The organism is Ferrimonas senticii DSM 18821 (assembly GCF_000422665.1).
GTDB classification, from domain to species: domain Bacteria; phylum Pseudomonadota; class Gammaproteobacteria; order Enterobacterales; family Shewanellaceae; genus Ferrimonas; species Ferrimonas senticii.
Genome location: NZ_KE383898.1, coordinates 143284 through 169687, shown reverse-complemented (window position 1 = coordinate 169687; position 26404 = coordinate 143284). Strand labels below are relative to the sequence as shown.

Genomic DNA, 26404 nt, shown 5'->3' with positions numbered 1-26404 from the left:
ACTGCCCGCTGCTAAAAACTATAGAGCGGATTAGCGCAAGCCGGTTGGTTTTCGGCCAACTTAAACGACGGCGGCGGCCAGCAACGAGCTACAGGGGAGTGCAGAAACGAAAAAGGCACCCCGAAGGGTGCCTTTTTCTATCCAAGCAAGTAGCTTACACGCGAACGAAGTCTACGTGAGTTACTTTTGGCTTGAACGGGTGACGCTGCATAGCTTGCGCCTTAACTTTCACTTCTTCGCCGTTTACCTTGATGGTCAGCTCAGAGGTGTAGAACGCGTCGTTTTCCTGAGCGTGCAGGATTGGATCGTGTTCCATTTCGATAGAAACTGCAGCAGCTTCACCGCCGTAGATGATCGCTGGGATTTTGTTCGCGTGACGCAGGCGGCGGCTCGCACCTTTCCCTAGGTCTGCGCGTACGGTAGCTTCAAAAACGAAAGACATGGTTTATACCTCAGTCATAAAAATAAAAACGGACCTTTGCGACCAAGGTCCGTTGTTGTGGCTTAGTTAAAGCGCGCGGATATTAGCACGGCAATTTCTGCGGAAACAAGTAGCGCGGCACGGCAAAAAGCAGATGTTGGCAGTGCCGACTCTACGCCACCCAAAAAGTCGATCCAAATCACATTCTGTCGATAGAAAAAATGCGCCAGATCATCCTTTTTTTCAGAAGACTAAGTAATATGAAACTCGAAGCTTGTCCTTCCCAAACTGAAACCTTAATGGTTACCTTCGGCAGCCTTGACTAAGACTGCCGTTTTTTTGTGCTTAAAAACCAGTAATTGTTCAGTGAAGCGGCAATCATCAAGCGGGTCACTCGCACCGTTCCCAGCGCTGCGGTATAACCAGCGGCTTGCTGTCATCGTTACAACCCTTATGAACCGCTCTGAACTACTTAAACAGATGGCCGAACGCAGCCAGCTGCCTCAAACCACCTGCCGCCTGGTGCTGCAACATCTACAACAAAGTCTCTGCCAAGCCCTGCATGAAGGTGAAACCGTCTACATACCCAAACTTGGGGTATTTGAAGTACGTCATCATCTGCCACGATCTGGCCGAAACCCACAAACCGGCGAACTGATTGAAATTCCATTACGTACCGTCGCGGCGTTCAAACCAGCCAGTGACCTGAAAAAAGCGGTTAATAATTAGTAGTTGGTAGTTGGTAGTTGGTAGTTGGCAGTTGGCAGTTGGCAGTTGGCAGTTGGCAGTTGGCAGTTGGCAGTTGGACAGATTTGTGGCCAAGCTACTGCCAACCGCAAGCTCTGGCTCTTACTAAAAACTAACGACTACCAACTAAACACTAAATATCCCTTTATTCCGCGGTTAGCCAACCTTTGCTAACCGCCAACTCGATCTGCTCGCAAGCAAACTGCCATAGCTTCGGCGCGCTGTATTCCAAGTAGCGATTGCGCGCCAGCACTTGGCTACGGCTCACTCGATGGCGGGCCCAACTGCCGCCTTGATTGTGCATATTTTGGATCAGTGGCAACACCCTATCCATCGCCTTGGCAAACTGGGCATCGGCACTTTGAGCTTGTTCAAACTCCTGCCATAACGCAGTCCAAGCCTGCGCTTGCTTGGCGGGCAACAGCCCAAATAAGCGCTGCGCCGCCTGCAACTCATGCTGCGACTGCGCAGCCATATCCACTTGAGTATCGAAAGCAAATGTATCGCCAGCGTCAATCTCAACCAAATCATGCAACAGCAACATCAAGGTGACTCGGCTAACATCAATTGGCTGCTCGGCATAAGGCGCCAACACTTGTGCCAACAACGCGATATGCCAACTGTGCTCGGCACTATTCTCAAAACGGTTGTTATCACAGGCCACGGTAGTCTGACGGTAAACCGCCTTCAGTTTGTCGATCTCCAATAAAAATTCGAGTGGCAGAGTCAACGACATATCAGGGCATCCTTAAGAAACAGAGAACATTCAAGACGATACTTTTAACTAATCACATTAGCCAACCAATCGCATGGCACAACAATGTGCCAAGAAGTGCAGTCGATTATGCCAGTAATTGTCTTCAAATAACTGATTTAGCGGGTTTTAACTATACGCCCCAAAAGTAGGTATAAGAATGCAACAATTGCGGCGGCGATCAAGGTTCAAAAAACGCCACTGTGAAAAGATGTTCGTCTTTATTGATCGCGCCCTCTGGGATAACTGTAATCGCATCTCGTTGACATCATGCTCCGTCTACTGCTTTGTCTGATTGTGCTGCTCGCTGCAGCTTTTGGCAGTTATGCCGCTCCCGCTCATCCAACGCCTTCCCCTAAAAGACTGTTAGTCGGCTTACCGGAAAATGAGTTTGCTCCTTACACCATCCGCACTGCAGATGGCGATTTAACAGGGTTATTCCCGGATCTGATGCGGCTGTATGCAGAACAGATCGACAGTACCGTCGAGTTTGTGGCACTGCCCCATTTCAGCGACGTGCTGGCGGCGTTTCAACGGGGTGAAATTGACGTGATGATCGGCGTTAGTTCGACCCTAGACCGACGCAGCTATATGAGTTTCAGTGAACCGTTGTTGGCAGTAAAACGGCTGGCCGTCAGTCGTCAACCGTTGGCCAGTTCGACTGAATTGGCGCAGGCCACTATCGCCACCGTCAACAGTTTTTCCGACAGCGCGGTGATCGCCAACTATCTGCTGGATGCCAAACCGATCGAGCTGCCGACGCCACAGGCGGCGCTTAATGCGGTAGCCAAAGGGATAGCTGACGCCCAGATTGGCGATGCCATCTTGCTGTCTCAGCAGTGGCAACAAAGTTCGGACAAACAACAGCTGGTTTTATCAGAGCTGAAAGATCTGCCACTGGACATCAATTACCTTTCCGTGGCTCCCAATCAAACCGAGTTGCTGGCCAAATTGAATCAAGCGATCACCACTTTGGCGAACTCGCCACAGCGCCAAGCGATACTTGAACGCTGGCTCAGTGCAGCGCAGCTCAAAAGACTGCAACAGCCCAATCAGCTCAATTTAACCCAGGCCGAACGCGATTGGCTGGCAGCACAGGGAACGATCACCATCGCTGTTGAGGGCGATTCCGCGCCGCTGGAGTTTGTTGATATGCAGCAGAACTTTCGTGGTATCAGCATTGATGTACTCAACGAGATCAGTGCCCTGACCGGACTGCAGTTCAAAATCACCGCCACTACCTTACATCGCAATAAGCTAAAGGGCTTTTGGAATAACCAGTACCAAATGCTAGCGGGGCTGTCGTCGACGCCACTGCGGCGGCACACCATGTTGTTCACCCAGCCATACCTAAGCGAACCTTGGGGAGCCATCGGTCGCAGCAGCGAACACCAGTTTGCGCTGTCGCTGGATGTGGTCGAAAACGATGCAGTAATCGGTATTGTTCGTGACAGTTATGGCTCGCAAATGGCCAAACGCTATTGCAATAACTGCCCCCTTCAGCCCTACGACGACATCAGCGAACTGTTAGAGGCCACCAACAACGGCGAGGTTGATCTCGCGGTGGCATCGTTGTACCGCGCCTCGAACCAATTGCAACAGCACTACTTAGGTCAACTTAAGGTCATCAGTAGCGTCGATCGTTCAGCCTTTATCCCGGTATCCTTTGCGATCCATAAAGCCGATCCGTTGATGTTGCAGGTAATCAACAAAGCCCTAGCGGCAATCCCCCCAAGCCGCTATCGAGAGATCGAACAACGCTGGCGCGATCACACTCAGTTCAACAATGGCCTCAGCCGTGATGACATTCGTCGTTGGCTCACTCACGTCGGGGTGTTGTTACTGCTGTTAACCTTAGCGGTAGTCAGCTGGACGCTGGCGATGCGCCGCGAAGTCAGCCGTCGTAAAGCGGTCGAAAAAACCTTAGAGCAACAGTTGCAACAACAGCGCGCGATGCTGGACGCCATCCCGGTTCCGCTACTGTTAAGTAATGCCCAAGGCGAATTGCAAAGTTGCAACCAGGCCGCTAAGCGCTTGTACGGGCTAAAGCCTACGCAAAAGTACTTTGCCAGCGATGCTGATGAACTGCCGGATTGGCAACGGCAGTTGTTGCGTGGTGCCTTGGAGTCTCAGCCATTTAACAATAATCAGTCGATTAACAAAGAGTTGCAGCTTCAAATAGAGCAGCAGTCGCACCATCTGAATCTGAAACAAGCCGCCTACCGCGATAAACAACAACAGATCCTTGGTGTTATCTCGGTTATCCAAGATCACACCACCTTGCGCCAAGCCGAACAACAAGCACAAGCCGCGCAAGCGCAAATGGGACGGATCGCCGATATCATTAACGGTGCGGTGATACAGCATTTGCAGTTAAGTGATAACCCAAACGACGTCCGTTTTCTCTATGCGAGCAATGGCGTTCGTAATCTATTTAACATCAACCCCAAAACCCTGCTAGACAGCGGCCAAGGACTGTTGCATCTGGTTGTACCTGAGATGCGAGTGCAGATGGTCCATGCCATGCGCGATGCGATCAGTCGTGGTTCGATGTCACAACAAACGCAGCTGTTCAGCAACGGCCGTAAGCAATGGGTAACCATTCAAGCGCAGGTAGAGCAGCAAGGTGAACACTACCTGTGGACCACCATCCTGACCGACAGCAGCAGCCTCCAACAGCAGCATTGGGAACTGGAGCAAGCGCGTAAGGCCGCAGATACCGCCAGCCAAATGAAATCGCGACTGTTGGCTAACATCAGTGCCGATATTCACATCCCGATCAAGGAGATCATCGAACAGTTGGCACTGGCCAGTACCTGCCCCAAACCCGCAGGCTTTCACGGTATCTACAGCAACCTGAATCAATCAGCACACAAGTTGTTAAGCCTTAGCCAAGACCTTCAACAGTTGTCGTCGCTGGCGGCAGAGCAAAGCTACCTCACTTTTAATCCGGTTGAGATCCGCCCAATGCTAACCGAACTGCTGCAACCCCATATCGAGGAGGCCGCCCGCAAAGGAGTGTCAGTGCTGCATTGGATAGATCCGCAAATCGGCACGCAGTTGACCTTCGATAAATCGCGCTTCAGTCAGGCGCTCAATCATCTGCTGGGCAACGCCATCAAACAATCTGCCGGCAAACCGCTGAACTTAACCTGCGAGTTGCAGCGACAACAAGATGGCAAACAGCAACTGCGTTTTACCTTACATTGTCAGTGGCCTATGCCCCGCGACGGTAGCAGCGATCTGTTTCCTGACAGCCCCGACCAATTGCAGCAACAAAGCCAAGCATTAGGGCTGCCGCTGTGCCGCCAATTGCTGAATCTACTGAGTGCTAGCATCGAGCTGAATTTGCAGCCTGACTTCAGCACCGTGGTGACCATCAGCCTCAGTGCCGATCTGGTGCAAGCCGCGACCAGCCCCGATCTCAGTTGCTGTCGGGCGTTACTGGCGCAATCTACTTTTGAGGCGGCGATATTTAGCGACGCCAAGCGCCATCTAGAAAATTGGCACGCCAGCGTCAGCACTGAGGCACTGGCGGATCACCAGCAGCTGCGCGAACTGTGCCAACAACAGCAGATCAATTTGTTGGTTATCGCCACTGAGGAGTATCAGCGACTGCAATTGGATGGCACCTGGCTGCAGCAACACCTGCCGAATCTGCGCTGCATCTTGTTGGAAAAGCGGTCACAGGCGGCGCCGCAACTGCGCCACGGTCATTGGTCAATCTGCGCCAAGCCACTGTTGCCACAACATCTGCTGAGTGCAATCGGCAACCCCAACGCCATTGATGACCAGCAGGTCGCCAGTAGCCAAGCGGATCACTATCAGCAAGGGCGCGAACAAGCCATCGCCAATGGTCGCTTGCTGCTGGTGGTAGAGGATCACCCCGTCAACCGCCGCATCATCATGACCAAACTGCAGCAACTGGGGTTTTACGCCGACAGCGTCAGCGACGGCCAACAAGCATTGCTGGCACTGGCTCAGCAACGCTATGGACTACTAATAACCGAGTGTTACATGCCCAATATGGATGGCTTCGCTCTGGTCAAACAGATCCGCCGCCGCGAGTTTGCCAAACGCTTGCCACGATTGCCGGTTATCGCCCTGTCTGCCAACAACCAACGAGGCGACGATCTGCGCTGCATCAGCGCCGGTATGGATGCCTACCTCACCAAGTCGGTCGAGCTGGAACAACTGCGGGATATCGTCAACAGTTGGCTGCCAACTGAGAGTGAGGCCGTCGTCACCCCAGAAACCGCCGAAACGGCACTGCTCGACATCAACTTGGTGCAAACCATCTATGGCGATCCACTGCTGACCGAACAGTTGTTGCAAGACTTTGTCCAGTGCCAAAACGATGATTTGACACTTTTGAGTCAAGCGATAGAGCAGCGACAACATCATCAGGTAAAGCTAACCGCGCACCGGATGGCTGGCGCAGCTAAGATGCTGTCGTGCTCGGCGTTAGTCGAACCGCTGGAACAACTGCAACGAGCCAGCGTCAACGGCCACAACTACCAAGCTTGTCTGCGCCAAGTGCAATTGCGGCTAGCGCAGTTGCAGCAACAACTGCACAGCCGCTACGCCGAAGCGAGCTAAAGCGACGGTCAAAAAAATGCCAGCGTCAAAAAGCTGGCATTTTTCTTTTATTAGAACAACTTAGGATATTTCTATAACCAACAAATCTAGCGATATAACCGCAGTATCAGCCGCAGTTCATATACTTTCGCCATTCGCGCTTTACAGCGCCAACGCCACACGGAGGTATCATGATTATTTTGATCGGCGGCGAAAAAGGCGGCAGCGGCAAGAGTTGCCTGGCGCAAAATTTGGCGGTTTATCTGCAGCAAGAGTGTCGGCTCAACGTGATGGTGGTTGACTGCGACCCACAACGCACCACCTCTAAATGGGTGCAAGCCCGCAACGACAATGACGCGATAACGCGGATTAACTGCGTGCAGATGTACGGTAAGATCCGAGAAGATCTACTCAGCCTTGGCGGTCATTATGAAGCGGTGGTGATCGACTGCGGTGGCCAAGACAGCGTCGCACTGCGAGCCGCAATGTCGGTAGCCGATTTCGCCTTGCTACCGCTGCGGCCAAAGCGACGAGATCTACAAACCCTCGAGCACGTTGACGATTTAATCAACAACAGTCTGATGTTTAACCCCAAATTGGAGTGCGCTTTTGTGCTGTCGCAATGCCCTTCGCTGCCCAATCAGGCACGGCGCATCCTAGAAGCCAAAGAGGTCGTTGGCACTTGGGATCATCGAGTGCTCGATGCCATCACTTACCAGCGCAATATCTACGACGATTCCGAAGAAGCTGGCTGTTCAGTGCTGGAACTCGAACCGGATGGCAAAGCCGCCGCTGAACTGCGGCAGATCTTTAATCAGTTGTTGCAGCAACCCAATCAACGAGCAATTGAGCTTCGCTACGCCCACAGTAATAAGCAGTTGGAGCCGCAGTATGACACTCGCCAATCTATCGCGATCAGCCACCAATAAAGCCTGCACAGTGGCGTCATTGGAACAATTTCTCGAAGGCGCAGAAGCCTACGCCAATGGCCTAACCCCACCGCCACTGGCGCTGCTACCAAGTCGCCAGCAACCGATGGTAAGCAGCGGTTTTCGACTGAGCCAACCGTTGCGACAGCGACTGATTGTGCACGCTAAACGTCAACAGATAAGTCGCTCACGGCTGCTACGGATCTTAATCAACCATTTTGATGCGTTATCCAAACCACAGCAGCAACGACTGCTAAACGAGCACTCAGTGCGTTAGGCTTAGGGGAAGAGCCATCGGGGTCGAAAGCCAATTTGGTCGATGGAGGGAAGACCCCGTTTTTTTTGGTTGCTGCCCACGCCCAGCGAAACCGGCTTAGTCGCCGCCGACCCGATAGCTGGCACGAAAATCCGGATCCGACAAACTGTCAGACCAGGTTGCTAGCGACTGGTCGCGACTGATTAACTTAGGCGTCGGCACCAACGGCTGTAACACTTGGCCTTGCGCCAGATACCGTAGCGCTTGAGTAATCGCCCACTGCCCCTGCTGGCGCATCTGATCATCGTTGGTCATCAACACCTTACCCCGCAGTAAACCGCGATAAACCCCATGGCTCAGATAACTGGCGATCAGATCCACCTGTTCCGCAATACCCAGTCGACGCAATTCGGCAATCGCTACTTCGATCGCCACCGCCCCGCCAATAATCAATTGCGGCGGCGGATTATCCGCAAGGTATTGCCGCAACAAGCGCCGCTGCACCTCGACACTGTTGCTGCCATTTAACACCGCTTGAATATCCAATCGTTGCGCCGATACTTGCTGCTCGATCCCTCGTTGCAGCGCACGACTGCCGCCATTAGTGGCAGGTCCTAACATCAGTAAGGTAGTAATGGGCGTAGAGTGCTGAGCGTAATGCTGGTTGATGTAGTCGCCGATCTGCTGCCCCATTCGCAACCACGACGCCCCTACCTGCCCCACCAATGGCGCTTGTTCAATCTGATTAACTAAACTGATGGTTGGTGTTTGCGCCACCAACTCTGCCATGGCTGGCGGCAACCGCAAACTGACGCTGCCCAGTAACACGACATCTGCCTGCCACTGCTGGCACTGCAGAAACTGCTGCTGTTGTTGCTGTTGATTGGGATAGCCTCCGGCATCCTGCACCCACAGTTGTACCCCCGCTTGGCGGGCTTGTTCCACCAGGCCTTGATTGACACTCAACCAGTAGGAATCTTTGATGTGCGGCAGCAACGCACAGATCTTAACCTGTGCCCATGCCGGGTTAGCCAGACTCCATATCGCTAAAAAACTAATCAGGTATTTCAAGCTGTTGTTCTCTTAGGTTTAGTGTCGTTGGCGCCGAACAGGCTACAATGGCGCTATTCGCTGCCAGCAATGATCGTTGCCTTTGAAATTATCTATCGCCGCCAAGTTATTGTTGGCGTTTCTGTTTGTGACTCTGCTCTCTGGCGCCGCCGCCTTGGTCGGTTGGCACGCCCTAGATGACATTCGCCAGCGCCAAAGCGAGCTGAATAACAGCGCCTTACCACTGCTGGACTTGACCGCGAATATCGCCCAAAGCGGCAGCAACATCATCATTACTGGTCGCTTCCTAACCCAGATCACCAACGCCGAGGAGTTGCACCAAGTCGAACGCCAGCTACAGCAGCAGATGAGCCAACTGCAAGCCCAATTAGCGCAGATCCCAAACTCGGCGCAATCGCTAGATCGACCAGCACTGGCGCAATTAACCGAACAACTGCAGCAAGCACTGGCCGCACTTAATCAGAAAGTTGGCCAAAAAATCCAGCTTTATAGCGATTTTCAAAAGCGCTACCAGCAACTAAACCGACGCACGACCGAACTGGCGGATCTGATTGACAGCCAACTGGCCAACGCCCAAACCGCCTTAGTGGCTCGCAGCCTTGGATTGTACCGTCAATCAGAGCCACAACAGCTCGATGATCTGCTGGAGCTGGATCTGCCACAAACACAGCGTTTGAGCGAACTGCAGCATCGGGTGATTTTACTTAAGCAGCAGTTGCTGGATCTGCCTTACTTAAACGACCAACAAGGTATCGCCCAGCGCCTTAGCCACTATCAAGGGCTGACCGAACAACTGACGCAGCAACAAACCGACCTGCCCGATCCCCAGCGCCAACAGCAATTCTCACAGGCACTAGCAGAGCTGGAACGCGGCCAAAAGCTATTCAGCAACCGCCAGCAGCAACTGACAACTCAAGCGGCGATCCACAACCAAGCGCGACAACTAGAGCAACAACTGACCCTGCTTAATACCCGTTTGAGCCAAGCATCGGCGGTCGCCAATCAAGCCATTGTCGACGCCCAAACCGCCACCGATAACGCCCAACAGCAAGCGCGACTGCGGTTATGGCTGATTGGTATCACCGCCGTGCTGCTAAGTTTGATTGTCGTTTGGCGCTTAGTCTACCGTGATGTGATCCGTCGCATCGACCACTACAGCGATGCCCTAAAGCGTTTGAGCAACGGCGATCTCTCCGTCGAGGTACAAGCCGATGGCGATGACGAGCTCACCCGTTTAGCCGAGGCAATCGGCGCTTTTAAAGCCACCAGTCAAGCGAAGCTGGATGCCGAGCAGCAACTGCGACAGCAGCATCAACAACTGGAACAAACCGTCGCCGAACGCACCGAAGCGCTGAATCAGCAGCTGCAAGTGGCCGCTTCAGCACGACGGGAAGCGGAAACCGCCAGCCGCGCCAAAAGCACGTTTTTGGCGACCATATCCCACGAAATTCGCACGCCAATGAATGGCATTTTAGGCACTGCCGAACTGCTGGATGGTTCCACTCTCGATCCCAAACAGCGCCACTATCTGGCGGTGATCCGCCGCTCTGGTGAAGGGTTGTTGCAGATCCTTAACGACGTCTTGGATTATTCCAAAATCGAAGCCGGTAAGATTGAACTGCACTGCCAACCATTTGAGCTGCGCGCCACCATCAATGAGATCATCGAACTGCTCAGCCCCCGCGCTCATGCACGAGCAGTGCACTTACGCAGCCACTTTGCAGAGGCGCTGGCCGATAACTATCTGGGGGATCAAACCAAACTGCGGCAGATTTTGCTTAACCTGATCGGCAATGCCATCAAATTTAGCCGCAACAGCGCCATCCAAATCCGCTGTGATGGCCGTGTCGACCAGCAACAGCAGTGGCTAACGGTCACGGTTGAGGACAGCGGCGACGGCATCGCTGCATCACAGTTAACCGCGATCTTCGATCCGTTCGTCCAGACCCATTTGGGCCAGAGCCGCGGTGGTACCGGCTTAGGGTTACCGATCAGTCGCCGTCTCGCCGAGGCGATGGGCGGTAACCTTAGCGTTCGCAGTCAACTTGGTCACGGCAGCTGTTTTACCCTTGATATTCCATTGCAGATAAGCGACGACATTCCTACCGTCACCAGCGCCACGCCACTGCCACAACTGCGGCAACAACAGATCTTGGTGGTAGAGGACAATCCCATCAATCAACTGGTCATCGAAGGCTTTCTGGACAAACTTGGTCAGCAGTACGTGAGTTGTGGCAACGCTGCCAGCGCGCTGGCGACAATCACCGCCCAGCGGTTTGATTTGGCGTTGGTGGACATCAATCTGCCCGATGGCGATGGCAGCGAACTACAGCGGCAGTTAAAAGCGTTGCAGCAGCAACAGCATCATCAACCGCTGCCCTGCATCGCCATGTCAGCGCACGTATTTACTGAACAGATCAACGATTTTCTAGCCGCTGGCTTCGACGGTTTTTTGCCCAAACCACTGCGCTTGCCGCAACTGGCTGAACAACTGAGGCAGCAAAGCTCCAGCGTGGCACCCGCACCAGCCGCGCAAACGCCAACACTGCTTGATGAACGGCAACTGCAGCAGGATCTGCAGATACTCGGTGCCAACACCATCGCGCAGATGCTGGCTGAGTTTATCGACGACAGTGACCAACTGCTGCTGGCGCTGGAAACCGGCGCCGATTGGCAGTCAACCCTGCACCGACTTAAAGGTGGTGCCAGTGCGCTTGGGTTAACTGCGTTAAGCCACCGTTGTCAGCAACTGGAAAAATTGGCCGCCGATCTGAGCTTGATAGATGAACTCATCGAGCTGCAGCAACACAGTCTGGTAGCTCTGCAGCAGTGGTTGACTCAAGCGTGACAATAGCCGCTATTCTTAGGTTTGATAACAAAACAACCTTGGAATTGAGCAATGCTCGCGATGGTTTATGTCAGTCAAGCCACTGCGCTGTTTCGACCAGCCGAATTGGATGAATTGGTGGATATGGCGGCGCTGAATAACAGCGAACAGCAGATCAGTGGCTGTCTGTTTTTCGACGATGATCGCTTCTTTCAATATATAGAGGGACCGGCAACGGCGGTTCGACAGTTAATGGCAAGCATTGAGCAAGATCCACGTCATCGGATCTTAACGCTGTTTGAGCAGCCACAACTGGAGCAGCGCCGCTTCCCCAGTTGGCAGATGCAGCGGATCTCATGCTCGCAACTGCAACAGCTCTGGGGCGATCTGCAGCACAGCGGCGCACCAGCACTGTTGACCCAAACCTTTACCGATCCCAAGCTTTGGCAAACCAAGTTGTTTCGTGACATCGACCAATTGGCTCACGCCTATCAACAACAACTCAATCCCCATCATCATTGGCGCTAGCGGCAGCAGTATCTAAAGCAAAACGGCCTCCCCGGACAGTTCCAAGGAGGCCGTTATCAGTGCCAGCACTTACAGCGATAACCGCCCAAGTGGTCGGCTGGTTACGCCCTGCGTGAGTTATACCTATTCACCTAAGTAAATGGCCTACCTAGTGCGAAGGAGAAATCGTTTCAATCAAGGCACTCAACGCCGCTGCTAGTGGCTCTACCAGTAAGTTGAGTAACGCCGAGTGAAGCGATTTAAACCAGCAATAGTGATCAGATATTTAGGTTAATTGGTATTATGCACCACGTTTGCGGATGTGGTTCAGCAATTGACGACGCTTACGTTGCTCGGCGGCGGTCATGCTGCTGCGTTTGCCTTCAAACGGGTTAGCGCTTTCAGCAAACTGCATCAAGATTGGGGTGCCCACTACATTCAATGAACGACGGAAGTAGTTCATCAGGTAGCGCTTGTAAGCATCTGGCAGATCTTTCACCTGGTTACCGTGAATAACGATACGCGGTGGGTTGTAACCACCGGCGTGAGCGTATTTCAGCTTCACTCGGCGACCACGTACCATCGGCGGCTGGTGATCGTCTTGCGCCATGTGCATGATGCGAGTCAGCATCGAGGTCGAAGTACGGCGAGTTGCGCTGTCGTAAGCCTCTTGCACTGATTCAAACAGGTGGCCAACGCCAGTGCCGTGCAGTGCCGAGATAAAGTGCAGACGAGCAAAATCAACGAAGCCCAGACGGCGATCCAGTTCGTTCTTGATCGCGTCTTTAACGTCAGTGCTCAGGCCATCCCACTTGTTTACCGCAATCACAACCGCACGACCGGCGTTCAGAGCAAAGCCCAGCAAGGATAAGTCTTGATCGGTGATGCCACTGCGAGCGTCAACGATCAACAGCACCACGTTGGCGTCTTCCACCGCTTGCAAGGTCTTAATCACCGAGAACTTCTCGACCGCTTCGTGCATGTTCTTACGACGACGAACACCGGCGGTGTCGATCAGCACGTATTCACGCTCTTCACGCTGCATCGGGATGTAGATGGAATCACGGGTGGTGCCCGGCATGTCGTACACCACCACGCGCTCTTCACCCAAGATGCGGTTGGTCAGAGTCGATTTACCCACGTTTGGCTTACCGATGATCGCCAGCTTGATTGGCTGGTTACGCAGACGCTCCGCTTCCTCTTCGGCGGTTTCCTCTTCGCGTTCAGACGCGGCTTGCTGCGCTTCAATTTCAGCCCAGTAAGCGGCGTTTTCGTCGAGCTCTTCTTCCTCGCCCTCTTGATCCGATTCGAACTCTTCAGCAAATGGCGCCAGCGCGTGGTTGATCAGTTGCGTTACCCCACGGTTTTGCGCCGCAGCGATGTGGTGGATCTCATCATGGCCTAAGGCGTAGAACTCTCCCACCGCGGCATCCGCGTCGATACCATCGGTCTTGTTGGCCACCAGCAAAGTGGTCTTTTCACGGCTGCGCAGATGCTTGGCGATCGCTTCATCGGCGGCGGTTAGGCCGGCGCGCGCATCCACCAAAAACAGCACCACATCGGCTTCTTCAATCGCCAGCAGCGACTGTTCCGCCATCTTGGTTTCGATACCCTCTTCGGTACCGTCGATACCACCGGTATCAACCACAATAAAGTCGTGACCGGCGAGACGAGCTTGGCCATATTTCCGATCACGGGTCAGGCCAGGGAAGTCTGCCACCAGCGCGTCGCGGGTGCCGGTCAAGCGGTTAAATAGCGTTGACTTACCAACGTTGGGACGGCCAACCAGGGCTACCACAGGGATCATCGATAAAACCTCATTCGTTACCAATAAAAAACGCCCCCATTATTGGGGGCGCCATAGTCTACATGGAGTTTAAGGGATTGTCACCGCAGTGACATCACCATCTCGCGCTTGCAGATAAAGGGTCTCGCCATCCAGCAATGGTTGCACGTACAAACCGCTGCTGTCGATCTGGCTGCGCCCGACCAATTTGCCGTCGTTGCGGCTAAAGATGTGCAGATAACCTTCAAAGTCACCGGCCACCAGGTAATCGCCGACAATCTGCGGAGCGGTCAACTGTCGTCCTTGCAGATCGCTGTTGGCCCACTTTTCCAAACCGTTGCGACGATCAATGGCGTAAACCGTACCATCGGAGTCGCTGAGGTAGAGATTAAAGCCTTGGATCACAAACGGGCTGTAACTGGAGTACTTGCGGCTCCAGTTTACCCGGCCACTGCGTAAGTCCACCGCCGCCAAGGCACCATTGTAGGCCACCGCATACAGCGTGCTGCCGACAATCTCTGGTTTGGTATCGACGTCGACCACCCGTTCCAGTTCATTAGAACCGGTGGCTTCAGCGATCCGCGCTTCCCAAATCGGCGCGCCGCTCTCACCAAACATCGCCGAGACCTTACCATCCGGAGTACCAACAAAAGCCGCGCCTTGTGACTGAGCGATGCCCGAGGTGCCACGCAGCACCAGTGACGGCATGGTCATGTCCATCTGCCACTTAAACTCGCCATTGTCGACATCAAAAGCTTGCACTTTTCCGGAGCCAGTATTGACTAAGATCTGCGCCCCAACAATGGCTGGATCGGACAGTAGTTCACCTTTGGTATCCGCTTGCCACAGCAACTCGCCATTGTCGGCAGATAAGGCAAACAGCACGCCATTTTCAGAGCCAACAAACACCTTATCGAAGCCCACTTCGATGCCGCCAGATAGGCGCGCACCGTCGTTTTTCTTCAGCGGCCCTTCAGCAAATACCCGGCGCAGATCGCTTTCCCAGATCTCATCACCGTTTTTTTGGTCAAAGGCTTTCACCAGACCATAGCGCTCGGCCACAAACAGCTTGTCGTAGCGTACCGCCGGCGACAATGACGAGAAGTAGTGAGCAACACCATCACCGACGCTGTCGCGCCACTGGATGTTAACCTCAATCGGATCGGTCAGTTCTGGCAGCGGCTTAATCACCACCTCTTCGCTGTCGCTAGAGGCGCAGCCAGTTAACACCGCCGCACCCAGCAAACCAGCCAGCCATCCTTTTCTTGCCAGCAGCATAAACGCCCCTTAGCCCTGAGCCAGTTGGTCGAGTTTAATCTGTACCGCAGGGTTGCCTTGCAGACCGGCTGCAGCCAGTGCCGCTTGGTAGGCGCTACGCGCACCAGTGACATCACCCTTGGCAACCAGCAGATCACCTTTCAGTTCGTCACGCTGGGCGCCAAAAGCGGCGTTATCGATCGCGTTTACGGTATTGAGCGCGCCTTCAAGGTTCTCTTGTGCCTGCTGTACTCGAGCCAGACGCAGTTGCGCCAATGGCTTAGCGGTGTTGTCCAATTGCCCAATCGCGCGTTCCAGCAGCGTTTGTGCCTCGGCCAGTTTGCCTTCATCAACCAGCGCACGAGCCTGCATCAGATCCGACAGTGGCGCATAGCCACTGTCACCGTAATTCTGTTGAAACTGCGCAGCAGCCGCCGCCAATTCGTCGGCACTGCCGTTTTGTGCCAACACGTTTTCAAACGCCACCGAGGCAACCTCTTGGCCAGCCAGTTGCTGCTGCTGGTAGTAGTTCCAGCCCCACAGACTGCCAAGGCCGATCACCGCACCACCGACGATGGAGAGGCCGTACTCTTTCCAAAAGCGTTTGATCGCTTCGACTTGTTGTTCTTCTGTTTCGAAATGTTCCAAAGCGTTGTCCCTTAATTCTGTACCAGCGCCGCGAGCGACTCGATCAGTTGTTCTTTGGTTTGTTGGCTCTGTTCACCGCCACGCAGTGGTTTAACGGTGATTACGCCATTTTGCAGTTCATCTTCGCCGAGGATCAGTGCCAGTTCGGCACCACTCTTATCTGCGCGTTTCATCTGCTTTTTAAAGTTACCGCCACCGCAATGGCTCATCACCTTAAGGCCTGGTACTTGTTGGCGCAACTGCTGCGCTAACTGCAGACCCGCAGCAACCGCGGCATCGCCCATGGCGCACAGATAAACGTCGGCCTGACGCGGCAGGTTATCGAACTTACCCATGGTATCGAGCAGCAATACCAGACGTTCAATCCCCATCGCGAAACCGACCGCAGGCGTGTCTTTGCCACCCAGTTGCCCCACCAGCGAATCGTAACGACCGCCAGCCAGGACCGTGCCCTGAGCGCCCAAGCTATCAGTAACCCACTCAAATACGGTGCGGTTATAGTAATCCAGACCACGAACCAAACGAGGGTTTACGGTGTATTCGATGCCAGCGGCGTGCAACAGTTCACACAGCGTTTGGAAATGTTGCTTAGATTCTTCGCCCAAGTAGTCGGTTAGTGCTGGCGCATCAGCCAACAGTGCTTGCACACCAGCGTCTTTGGAGTCCAACACGCGCAGCGGGTTGCTGTGCAAACGGCGCTTGCTGTCTTCGTCCAGCTTGTCCAGATGTTGCTCTAAGAAGGCGATCAACGCGGTGCGGAACAGCGCACGCTCATCGGCGTTGCCGATAGTGTTCAGTTCCAATCGAACGTGCTCTTTGATCCCCAACTGCTCCCAAAGGGCAGCAGACATCAACAACACTTCGGAATCGATATCTGGGCCAGCCAAACCGTACACTTCCACCCCAAACTGGTGGAACTGACGGTAGCGACCTTTCTGTGGGCGTTCGTGACGGAACATCGGGCCCATGTACCACAGACGCTGCTCTTGGTTGTACAACAGGCCGTGTTCGTTACCTGCGCGCACGGTCGAGGCGGTCCCTTCTGGACGCAGACCCAGCATGTCGCCGTTGCGATCCTCAAAGCAGTACATCTCTTTTTCAACGATGTCAGTAACTTCGCCGATACCGCGGGTGAACAAGTTGAGCATCTCAACGATTGGAGTGCGGATCTCTTGATAGCCGTATGAGGCCACCAGTTGTCGCAGGGTAGTTTCTACCTGTTGCCATTTGATGGTGTCGGCCGGCAGGCAATCGTTCATGCCGCGAATAGCTTGGATCTGTTTTGCCACTGTAAACTCTTGATCTAATTCTGTTGGAAAATAATTTTCGGAACCGCCGAGTGCTCGGCTTAACCTTGTTCCTTAACGTCGATCATCTGCTGCTTCAGGGCCACCTGAGCGCGGATCTTAGCTTCCAAGCTATCTACGATGTCGTTGTTATCGATGCGCTCTTTCTGACGCTCGCCATTCAAGTAAAAACCGCTCTTACGGTTGGAACCGGCCAGGCCTAAATCGGACACCAGCGCTTCCCCCGGGCCGTTAACCACACAGCCAATGATGGACACATCCATCGGCGTGATGATGTCTTCCAGACGTTGTTCCAACGCATTGACGGTGCCGATTACGTCAAACTCCTGACGGGAGCACGACGGACAGGCGATAAAATTGATGCCACGAGAACGAATGCGCAGACTCTTTAAGATATCAAAAGCCACTTTCACCTCTTCAACCGGATCCGCCGCCAGCGAAATACGCATGGTGTCGCCGATGCCATCAGCCAGCAGCATGCCTAAACCCACTGCGGATTTTACCGCCCCCGCCCGAGCACCACCGGCTTCGGTAATGCCTAGGTGCAGCGGCTGAACAATCTGCTTAGCCAGTTGCCGATAGGATTCGACCGCCAAGAACACATCAGACGCTTTAACGCTAACCTTGAACTGGTCAAAGTTGTAACGATCCAAAATATCAACATGACGCATCGCCGATTCCACCAGCGCCGCTGGCGTTGGCTCGCCATATTTTTCTTGGATATCGCGCTCTAACGAACCAGCGTTAATGCCGATACGGATCGGAATATTCTTATCGCGGGCGCAATCAATGACCGAGCGAATGCGGCTTTCATTGCCGATATTGCCAGGGTTGATGCGCAGACAATCAACACCGTATTCCGCCACTTGCAAGGCAATGCGGTAATCGAAGTGAATGTCCGCCACCAGCGGAATATCCACCTGCTGCTTAATCAGCTTGAACGCTTCGGCAGCATCCATGGTTGGTACGGATACCCGAACGATATCGGCGCCGGCACGTTCAATCGCTTTGATCTGCGCGACGGTCGCATCGACATCGGTAGTGCGGGTGTTGGTCATGGACTGCACCGAAATCGGGGCGTCGCCGCCGACTGGTACATTGCCCACCATAATCTGGGTCGACTTACGTCGGACAATAGGCGTAGGTTGATGCATCGTAACTTTATTGCGGTACGGTCAGGCGCGCGACTTTGCCGGCGCGGAATTTAGAAAGATCGACTGCTTCACCGTTATAGCTAAGGCTTACGGCTTCAGGCGCTCCTAGGCGAATTTTATAGGGCGAATTACCAGCTAGGATGGTGCTGTAACCGGCGGGCTTTAGCCCCTCTAACAGGGTTTGCCCATCGGCATCTTGCACCAACATCCAGCAATCGGCGCTCAGGCTGATGGTTAAGCTGTCAACCACCGCCACAGTTTCATCGGCGCTGGCTGCGGCTGGAACCTCTGCTGCCACCGGTGACTCAGCCGTGGCGACGACACTATCTGTCGCCACAAGCGGTGTCGCCTCGGCCACTGGCGTCGCGGCGATGACCTCACCAGGCTCTGCCACTTGGCTATCATCACTGGTAGGAATCGCTACGGTCGCCCGTTCACCCACCGCTGGTACCGGTACGCTTGGGGCACTGGCTATCGGCGCTGGTGTCACCAAACTGGCGGCCTCGGGCAATTCTCGGGTTGGCTCGCTGTTACTTAACTGGGTGGTTACCAACCACCAACCTAGGGCAATCAGCAACGCCGCAGCAATCAACCAGGTGAGCGCTTGCCAGCGGCCGTTGGTGCGATCACGCTTGGTTCGTTCAGAGAAACTCTGCATTGACGGGTCGATCGCTGGCTTATAAACGCTATCCAGCGCGCTGTTAAGACGCTGTTCGTTAAGCCCCACTAAGCGAGCGTAGTTACGAATATAACCACGGACGTAGGTTACCGACATGCCCGCTTCGTAATTGTCTTGTTCGATGCCAAGCACCACCGAATGGCGCAAGTTCAAGCGCTGCGCCACTTGTTGGGTAGAAAGTCCCAACTGCTCACGCGCGTCACGCAACAGCGGTCCCGGAGTCTCCGAAACCTCAGACTGTGATTCAGTGTCGACTTGGTCTGTCATTAGTAATACTTCGTTCGATACGCTTTAGCCTGCGTCGAGGCGGGGAATTTGGCCAGCAATAATACCCCATATCGCCTTGCGGCATCAGTGTTATTGGCCGCAAATTCTAACTCCGCCCCCAGCCACAAGCTGTCGGCGCTTTGTTGACCACTTTGATGATAACGTTCTAGGTAGCTGCGCGAATCCGCCAACAACTCGCCATCAAATCTCAACTTAGCCAATTGCAATAAACTGGTTGCACGTCTTGGATTGTAGTTTAGTGCCTGCACGTAATAGCTGGCGGCTTTATCAGCCCAGCCGGCTTGCTCGGCACACAGTCCAAGGTTTTCAAAGGTTTGACTAACGCGGATATAACCGGGAGCGGAAACCGCACGGTTAAACCATTGATCGGCCTGCTGGTATTTGTGCTGACGACAAAGGAAAGCGCCAAAGTTATTGGCGGCATCGGCGTTAAAGGGGGTCGCTTCAACGGATTTTTGGTAGTAGCTCTCGGCACGGTCAAACGCCCGCACCGATTCATAGTAATAGGCCATTGCCAGCAAGGCATCGGAATCCGTTGGCGTGTGCAACAACGCGCGTTCAAAGTTGTATTTGGCCTGTTCGCCATTGCCCCGTTTTAAGTAAGCCATCCCAAGCGACAGGCGCTCGCGGCTGGCTGACTCGGCATCGATGCCAGGGGTGACCAGTTGGTCTTTGCCCGAATAGGTTTGCTGCACACAGCCGCTGAGCAGAACGGCTCCGGCTAACCACCACGCTTTGCTAATCATCGGTTCCTTGATGAGTTATTGCTTGTCTCTTAACTCATTGTTACCGAAATGGATTGCTCTTGCATGCGTTTTTTCAGCACACGTTTGGTGCGATCGCGCACGTCGCCGGCCAACTGGCCGCAAGCGGCATCGATATCGTCACCACGGGTTTTGCGAACGATAACGGTCAGTCCGTAATCCATCAGCACCTTGGAGAAACGGTCGATACGCGAGTTTGAACTCTTGCCGTAAGGGCTACCAGGGTATGGATTAAACGGGATCAGGTTCACCTTACATGGGGTGTCCTTCATCAGTTTTGCCAATTCATGAGCGTGATCGGTGCTGTCGTTGATGTGATCCAACATCACGTATTCCAGGGTCACTCGACCTTTATTGGCAAACGACTTAGACAGATACAGACGGATCGATGCCAGCAGTTGCTCGATGTTGTACTTTTTGTTGATCGGCACCAATTCGTCACGCAATGGATCGTTTGGCGCGTGCAGGCTCACCGCTAATGCCACGTCAATCATGTCGCCCAGTTTATCCAGCGCCGGTACTACCCCAGAGGTAGACAGGGTTACGCGACGTTTAGACAAACCAAAGCCAAAGTCATCCAGCATAATGTTCATCGCTGGCACCACGTTGGTTAAGTTCAGCAGTGGTTCGCCCATGCCCATCAATACCACGTTAGTGATTGGACGCTTTTTCGGATCGCCACCGTTAATGCCGATGTACTTAGCCACCTGCCACACCTGACCGATGATTTCAGCCACGTTCAGGTTACGGTTAAAACCTTGCTGAGCGGTAGAGCAGAACGAGCATTCCAGCGCACAGCCCACCTGTGAAGAGATACACAAAGTGGCACGGTCTGGTTCAGGGATGTAAACGGTTTCCACCAACTGGCCTTGGCCAACATCGATGGCAAACTTGATGGTGCCGTCGGCGGAGTGCTGCGAGGTGGCAATCGCTGGCGCAACGATTTCGCACTTGTCCATCAACATCGCCCGCAACTGTTTGTTGATGTTGGTCATCTGCTCGAAGTCATCGATGCCGAAGTGATAGATCCACTTAAACACCTGATCGGCGCGGAACGGTTTTTCACCATTCTCTTTAAAAAAGGCACGCAGCCCGTCGCGATCGAAGTTAAGTAAATTGATCTTGTCTGTCATCGGAAGCCTCGTCATCACGCCGAAAAATGGCGCGCAATTGTACTCGCTTGTTAGCGCACTCGTAAAGCGCACCGCTTAAGTCACTATTTATCTGCGGTTTGCCCACGCCGACCGGAGCTATGGCTGCGGTTCAGCAATCAATTTATTTGTACCAGCGCCAATTATTCCGCTAACACCTTGCTGCTGTCGTATGCTCAAATAGCGCGGCTTTGCGGCGCACTGTAAACATCCAATCGCCGTGAAGTATGGCAAACGGTACCTTATCAATAACTTAAAAATCCCTTTGCCCATCAGCGGAGTTTTACCAGCGCTTGGCGCCGGCTTTGCCGACCAAACTCCATCCGGTCTGCGGACCATTTACCAGAGGTAAAAAATAGAACTTATGTTAGTGCTCGGCTTGTACGTGTTGGTGGCCGTCGGGATCTCCTTTATCTGCAGTATGTTGGAAGCCACTCTACTGTCGATGACTCCGGCTTATATCTCCAACCTAAAGCAAACTAACCCTAAGGCTGCGGCCCGACTGGCTAGCCTGCGTGAAAACATCGACTCACCACTGGTGGGCATTCTGACCCTAAACACCATCGCCCACACCGCTGGTGCGGCTGGCGCGGGTGCCCAAGCGACCAAAGTGTTTGGCAGCGAAGCCCTTGGTTGGTTTTCTGCGGTGCTGACTTTGGCAATCCTATTCCTGTCTGAAATTTTGCCGAAAACCATTGGTGCCCGTTACTGGCGTCAATTGGGGCCACAAGCGTCAATCATGCTGACCGCACTGGTCACCATTACCAAGCCGCTGATCATCGTTTCCGGCTGGATCACCTCTCGCTTTACTCACGGCGGCGATGAAGCCCACATCCGCGCCGAGATGTCTGCAATGGCCGACATCGGTGCCGAAAGCGGCGAACTGGACGCGCAAGAGTCACGCATTCTGAAGCAACTACTGCGCGCCCGCAGCCTGCCGGTGAGCGCTATCATGACCCCGCGTACGGTGATCCACTCATTGCCTGAGTCACTGACTCTGCGTGAATTTGCCCAGCAGCACGGTAAGAAATCGTTCTCGCGGATCCCGGTCTTTTGTGAAGGCCCTGACGATATCGTCGGCTACGTCAGCCGTTCTGAAGTGCTAATCACAGAGAAAACCGATCCCGATGCCACCTTGCGCAGCGTACGTCATAAGTTGCTGGTGATCCCAGAAACCGCCAAGCTGATGACTCTGTTCGAGCTGTTGTTAACTCGCCACGCGCAACTGGCCATTGTTGCCGATGAATATGGCGATGTTCGTGGTCTGGTAACCATGGAAGACATCATTGAGTCGATGTTGGGGCTGGAAATTGTCGATCACAAAGACCCATCCAAAGACATGCAACAACTGGCGCGCCGCCTATGGGAACATCGCCAAAAAGAGCGCAAATTCCGAGTCAGCGAAGAACCTGACGATCGCGAAGAGCGCAAAAAAGAGCACTACGTAAACTGATCCGTCAGACGCAAAAAAACACCGGCTTCGGGGTAACCCAAGCCGGTGTTTTTTGTTGTCACCGCTGCTGGCTATAGACGCGTGTGTTCTTCTAAGAAGCTTAATACCGTACGGTAATACTCGGCACGGGTTTGCGGATCTGCCAGCCCATGACCCTCTTTATCCATCTCAAAATACTGATAAGGGTACTTGCGCTTATCCAAAGCTTGCTTCAACGCATCAACTTGCTCGATTGGCGTACGTTCGTCCTCTTCGCCATGCAGCAACAACAGCGGAGCTTTAAGCTTATCGACATTGTGAACTGGGCTAAACGCACGCAACTGTTGTTTGTCGGTGCCTAGCGTCTCTTCTAGATAGTTAATTCCGCTGCGGTTTTGCTGAATATCTCCATGTTCAAACATCATCTCTAGGTCATAGACCCCCATCGAACCCACAGCACAGGCAAACAGCTCCGGCTCTAAGATGGCACTTTGCAACGCCGAATAACCACCAAAGCTGGCACCATACAGGCAGATCCGCTTAGGATCAGCAATGCCTTGCTCAATCACATGACGAGTGCCATCAATGATGTCGTGTTGACTTACCCCACCCCACTGCTTATCACCAGCGTGCATATGACCGCTGCCAAACCCAGCCGAGCCTCGAAAATTGACTTGCAGCACCGCAAAACCACGACTGGCAAGCAATTGAGTTTCACTGTTATATCGCCAAAAATCGCGAGACCGAGGTCCACCATGGGGATTAACAACCAATGGTAACTGCCGTGCCTGTTCCAGCCTAACCCCTGGTGGCAAGGTCAAATAGCCACTCAGTGAATAACCATCGCGGCCACTGAATTGGATTGGTTCAACCAGAGAGGATTGTTTGGCATCGACCCAATCTCGGCTGGCCACCAACGGACGGACTTTCGCTTTAGCATGATCATAAAGATAAAAATCCGTTGGTTGCTGATCGCTGTAAACCGCCACTACCGCAAGGTTCCCATCAGCGGACTGGCTGGTTAAGCTGACCTGTTGGCCAGGAAATGCCGCCATCAACCCTTTCAGTATCTGCGCCGATTGATGCTTACCGCGAATAAAGATGTAGTTAGGGAAATCCGGTTCCACCTCTAAGGCATACAACACCCGACCATCAGGGCTAAAGTGAAACTTGCTCGGCTCAACTTGCTGGTCTTGATAGAGCAAGGTCATCTGCCCGTTATTAACATTCATCTTATATAAGCCACTGATATCACTGTCGTGATCGCTCATCAGATAAATATGGTCACGGTCCGCAAACGCCAGCGGCTGCAGATCACCAAAGCGCTTGTCACCCAGATCAATCCGCCGCCAGTTATCACCGCGCTTAGACCGATAATGCAGCTGCCAGTCCCCCTCAATGTTAGTGCCAGCGGCAATTCGGACTTTGCCCGCATCATCCGCCAAGAAATAGCCATTTTGAACCGGTGAACGCCCCAATTTTTTAATCCGGCCGTTGTATACGTTTAACCTAATGATATTGGCATGGCGCTGTTCACCGCGACCCATTGGCGTAGAGGCCATCAATACGTGCTTATCATCATCCAGCAGTGGATCAATCAGTTGCCCTATACCCCATGTCGATTGCTGTTTACGTAAGCGAGTGCCAGTTTGCATTTCGCCAGCACGATAGCCATAGACATTCGTCGCTTTCGAGCCATCGGCATTGACCGCATACCACTCGCCGTACCATAGAGGCTCTGCTAACCAACCTTTATTTTCCAGCAACTGAAACATCAAGCGCTGCTGATTTACCCAATAAAAATCGCCAATTTCTTTGCGATCGGTAAAACGCACAACATGCTGGACCTGCATACTTTCAATATTGATCAGCGCCAACATGTCGCGGCCGTTTTGTGGCATCTTGATTGCCAAAATTTCGCCGTCAGGCGAGATCTTCGCCTCTTTATACTTCGACTCTTGAGTGAAATACTCGACCTCAGGCATTGCCAATATTGGCAAGGACCACAGTAATGCCAGCATCAATATCAGCCGACCAAACATACAACCATCCTTTGTTGTGTTGATACTGCCATCACCCTAATTCAAATCACTAGCAATCACAAATCACTATCAAAGCAACAGGTTATAGATCTGATCACGTTTCATTAGCTGCACTTGGGCAAGCGCACACTTCTACCACGGCAGGCGAACAATTTGCGCATTGAACAGTCTGAAACACGGCACAATAACGCCGTTTTAGTGAACCAAGCGCATAGGTTGAATGATGAACAAATTTATTGCCGCTGCCCTGCTGGCAGTTGCTGCTACCGCCCCTGCACAAGCGACCGTATTTAAAAAAGCCATTGAAGCGAACGAAAAGTACGACACCGACATCGTGATCTACTCTACCGCCGCTTGCGACTACTGCGAACGCGCCGACACCTTCTTGGATGACTTTGGCGTCGACCACAAGCGCATCTTGATCGACGGCAATCCAGAGCTTATCGCTGAGCTGGAGCTGTTCGGTGGCACTTCAACCCCAGTACTGATTGTGAAAGGTAAGGTACTACAGGGCTTTATCAACAACGAGCTGTACCACACCATGGTTGCCGTTGGCCTGGTGGATCCCAAGGATCACGAAGGCAAAGCAAAAAAATAAGGCCGACGACGCCGATATAAAAAGGCCCGTTGCACAATGTGCAACGGGCCTTTTTAGTATGCTTGGAAAGCTAATTATTTGGTCAGATCGTCGAAGAATTTCTTCACGCCGTCAAAGAAGCCTTCGGCCTTTGGACGATGCTTATTGCTGTTGCCTTCAAACGAGGTTTCCAGCTCTTCCAACAACTCTTTCTGACGGCTGGTTAGGTTGACTGGGGTTTCTACAATCACCTTACAGATCAGATCGCCAACCGCATGACTGCGGACAGACTTAACGCCTTTACCGCGCAAACGGAACATCCGCCCGGTTTGGGTTTCTGCTGGGATCTTCAGCGACACGCGCCCATCTAAGGTTGGCACTTCAATCTCACCACCCAGTGCGGCGCTGGTGAAGGAGATTGGCACTTCACAGTAAAGGTTATTGCCGTCACGTTCGAAGATTGGATGGTCTTTAACGTGCATCTGCACATACAGATCACCTGCTGGCGCGCCCATCTGACCCGCTTCACCTTCACCGGCCAAACGTACTCGGTCACCGGTATCAACACCGGCTGGGATGTTCACAGACAGCGTCTTAGTCTTCTCTACGCGGCCATCGCCATGACAAACGTTACAAGGATCTTTGATCACCTTGCCGCGACCGCCACAGGTTGGACAGGCTTGCTGCACCGCAAAGAAGCCCTGACGCATCTGTACTTGACCACTGCCGTGACAGGTACCACAGGTATCAGCACTGGTGCCCGGCTTGGCGCCGCTGCCCTTACAGTTGTCACAAGAGGACAACGATGGGATCTTCAGCTCTTTCTTAACGCCGCGAACCGCCTCTTCCAAGCTCAGTTCAAGGTTGTAACGCAGATCGGCACCGCTGCGCGCTTGGGCACGACCGCCGCCACGACGACCGCCACCAAACATGTCACCGAACACATCGCCAAAGATGTCTTCAAAACCGCCGCCACCAAAGCCGCCGCCACCGCCGCGATTTGGATCAACCCCAGCGTGACCGAACTGATCGTAAGCGGCGCGCTTCTGGCTATCGGTCAGTACTTCGTAGGCTTCGTTGGCTTCTTTAAAAGATTCGGCTGCAGCGGCATCACCTGGATTGCGATCTGGGTGATACTTCATTGCCAGACGCTTGTAGGCCTTTTTAATGTCGCGCTCGTTGGCGTCGCGGCCTACCCCTAAGACTTCATAAAAATCGCGTTTAGACAT

The 26404-nt window shown here is 53.4% G+C and carries 21 protein-coding genes; 8 read left to right on the top strand and 13 right to left on the bottom strand.

Annotated elements, in window-relative coordinates:
- Window positions 1-154 precede the first annotated feature (154 nt).
- Window positions 155-442 (bottom strand): 50S ribosomal protein L25, encoded by a 288-nt coding sequence (gene rplY / locus G506_RS0113925; RefSeq protein ID WP_028117388.1) that lies wholly within the window; start codon window positions 440-442, stop codon window positions 155-157.
- A 345-nt stretch (window positions 443-787) separates the two neighbouring features.
- Here rplY and G506_RS0113920 point away from each other — a divergent pair, with 345 nt between their 5' ends.
- Complete coding sequence (locus tag G506_RS0113920; RefSeq protein ID WP_276197721.1) at window positions 788-1150, top strand: HU family DNA-binding protein; 363 nt, start codon at window positions 788-790, stop codon at window positions 1148-1150.
- 163 nt (window positions 1151-1313) lie between these two features.
- Here the strand turns inward: G506_RS0113920 and G506_RS0113910 are convergent, their stop codons facing one another.
- A complete protein-coding gene (locus G506_RS0113910; protein WP_028117386.1) occupies window positions 1314-1904 on the bottom strand; it encodes an HD domain-containing protein in 591 nt (196 codons plus the stop codon).
- A 288-nt stretch (window positions 1905-2192) separates the two neighbouring features.
- Between G506_RS0113910 and G506_RS0113905 the strand changes: the two genes are divergently transcribed.
- The 3 genes from G506_RS0113905 (at window position 2193) to G506_RS0113895 (ending at window position 7706) form a co-directional block, all read left to right on the top strand.
- Window positions 2193-6521: a transporter substrate-binding domain-containing protein gene (locus tag G506_RS0113905; RefSeq protein WP_084631407.1), complete on the top strand. Its 4329-nt coding sequence runs from the start codon at window positions 2193-2195 to the stop codon at window positions 6519-6521.
- Window positions 6522-6691: 170 nt separating this feature from the next.
- A complete protein-coding gene (locus G506_RS0113900) occupies window positions 6692-7429 on the top strand; it encodes an AAA family ATPase (RefSeq protein WP_028117384.1) in 738 nt (245 codons plus the stop codon).
- Window positions 7392-7706: a hypothetical protein gene (locus tag G506_RS0113895; protein ID WP_156904907.1), complete on the top strand. Its 315-nt coding sequence runs from the start codon at window positions 7392-7394 to the stop codon at window positions 7704-7706. Before G506_RS0113900 ends, G506_RS0113895 begins: the two co-directional genes overlap by 38 nt.
- A gap of 96 nt (window positions 7707-7802) precedes the next feature.
- Here G506_RS0113895 and torT read toward each other — a convergent pair whose 3' ends face one another.
- Window positions 7803-8756: a TMAO reductase system periplasmic protein TorT gene (gene torT / locus G506_RS0113890; RefSeq protein ID WP_035387367.1), complete on the bottom strand. Its 954-nt coding sequence runs from the start codon at window positions 8754-8756 to the stop codon at window positions 7803-7805.
- Window positions 8757-8838: 82 nt separating this feature from the next.
- On the opposite strand from torT, the gene torS reads away from it, so the two are divergent.
- Complete coding sequence (gene torS, locus G506_RS0113885) at window positions 8839-11604, top strand: TMAO reductase system sensor histidine kinase/response regulator TorS (RefSeq protein WP_028117381.1); 2766 nt, start codon at window positions 8839-8841, stop codon at window positions 11602-11604.
- Between the two features lie 51 nt (window positions 11605-11655).
- Window positions 11656-12111 carry a BLUF domain-containing protein gene (locus tag G506_RS0113880; protein WP_028117380.1) on the top strand — a complete coding sequence of 152 codons (456 nt, stop codon included), beginning with the start codon at window positions 11656-11658 and terminating at the stop codon, window positions 12109-12111.
- Between the two features lie 280 nt (window positions 12112-12391).
- Here G506_RS0113880 and der read toward each other — a convergent pair whose 3' ends face one another.
- From der to rlmN, 8 genes are all read right to left on the bottom strand, one after another.
- Complete coding sequence (gene der / locus G506_RS0113875; protein WP_028117379.1) at window positions 12392-13897, bottom strand: ribosome biogenesis GTPase Der; 1506 nt, start codon at window positions 13895-13897, stop codon at window positions 12392-12394.
- 69 nt (window positions 13898-13966) lie between these two features.
- On the bottom strand, window positions 13967-15154 hold the full coding sequence (gene bamB, locus G506_RS0113870) for an outer membrane protein assembly factor BamB (RefSeq protein WP_051202150.1): 1188 nt from the start codon (window positions 15152-15154) through the stop codon (window positions 13967-13969).
- A 9-nt stretch (window positions 15155-15163) separates the two neighbouring features.
- Complete coding sequence (locus tag G506_RS0113865; RefSeq protein ID WP_028117377.1) at window positions 15164-15781, bottom strand: YfgM family protein; 618 nt, start codon at window positions 15779-15781, stop codon at window positions 15164-15166.
- Between the two features lie 11 nt (window positions 15782-15792).
- On the bottom strand, window positions 15793-17070 hold the full coding sequence (hisS, locus tag G506_RS0113860; protein WP_028117376.1) for a histidine--tRNA ligase: 1278 nt from the start codon (window positions 17068-17070) through the stop codon (window positions 15793-15795).
- A 59-nt stretch (window positions 17071-17129) separates the two neighbouring features.
- On the bottom strand, window positions 17130-18242 hold the full coding sequence (gene ispG / locus G506_RS0113855; protein WP_028117375.1) for a flavodoxin-dependent (E)-4-hydroxy-3-methylbut-2-enyl-diphosphate synthase: 1113 nt from the start codon (window positions 18240-18242) through the stop codon (window positions 17130-17132).
- 7 nt (window positions 18243-18249) lie between these two features.
- Window positions 18250-19188: a RodZ domain-containing protein gene (locus G506_RS0113850; protein WP_028117374.1), complete on the bottom strand. Its 939-nt coding sequence runs from the start codon at window positions 19186-19188 to the stop codon at window positions 18250-18252.
- On the bottom strand, window positions 19188-19955 hold the full coding sequence (gene pilW, locus G506_RS0113845; RefSeq protein WP_035387366.1) for a type IV pilus biogenesis/stability protein PilW: 768 nt from the start codon (window positions 19953-19955) through the stop codon (window positions 19188-19190). The genes G506_RS0113850 and pilW overlap by 1 nt, the downstream gene beginning before the upstream one ends.
- Window positions 19956-19984: 29 nt before the next feature.
- Entirely contained in the window at window positions 19985-21106 is a 1122-nt protein-coding gene (gene rlmN / locus G506_RS0113840) for a dual-specificity RNA methyltransferase RlmN (protein ID WP_028117372.1), read from the bottom strand.
- 382 nt (window positions 21107-21488) lie between these two features.
- On the opposite strand from rlmN, the gene G506_RS19830 reads away from it, so the two are divergent.
- Window positions 21489-22577, top strand: a complete 1089-nt coding sequence (locus G506_RS19830; RefSeq protein WP_051202149.1) for a CNNM domain-containing protein — start codon at window positions 21489-21491, stop codon at window positions 22575-22577.
- Between the two features lie 71 nt (window positions 22578-22648).
- Here the strand turns inward: G506_RS19830 and G506_RS0113830 are convergent, their stop codons facing one another.
- Window positions 22649-24598: a S9 family peptidase gene (locus G506_RS0113830; RefSeq protein ID WP_051202148.1), complete on the bottom strand. Its 1950-nt coding sequence runs from the start codon at window positions 24596-24598 to the stop codon at window positions 22649-22651.
- A 223-nt stretch (window positions 24599-24821) separates the two neighbouring features.
- Here G506_RS0113830 and G506_RS0113825 point away from each other — a divergent pair, with 223 nt between their 5' ends.
- Window positions 24822-25196, top strand: a complete 375-nt coding sequence (locus G506_RS0113825; protein WP_051202147.1) for a glutaredoxin family protein — start codon at window positions 24822-24824, stop codon at window positions 25194-25196.
- A gap of 74 nt (window positions 25197-25270) precedes the next feature.
- On the opposite strand, the gene dnaJ is transcribed toward G506_RS0113825, so the two are convergent.
- Window positions 25271-26404 (bottom strand): molecular chaperone DnaJ, encoded by a 1134-nt coding sequence (gene dnaJ / locus G506_RS0113820; RefSeq protein ID WP_028117369.1) that lies wholly within the window; start codon window positions 26402-26404, stop codon window positions 25271-25273.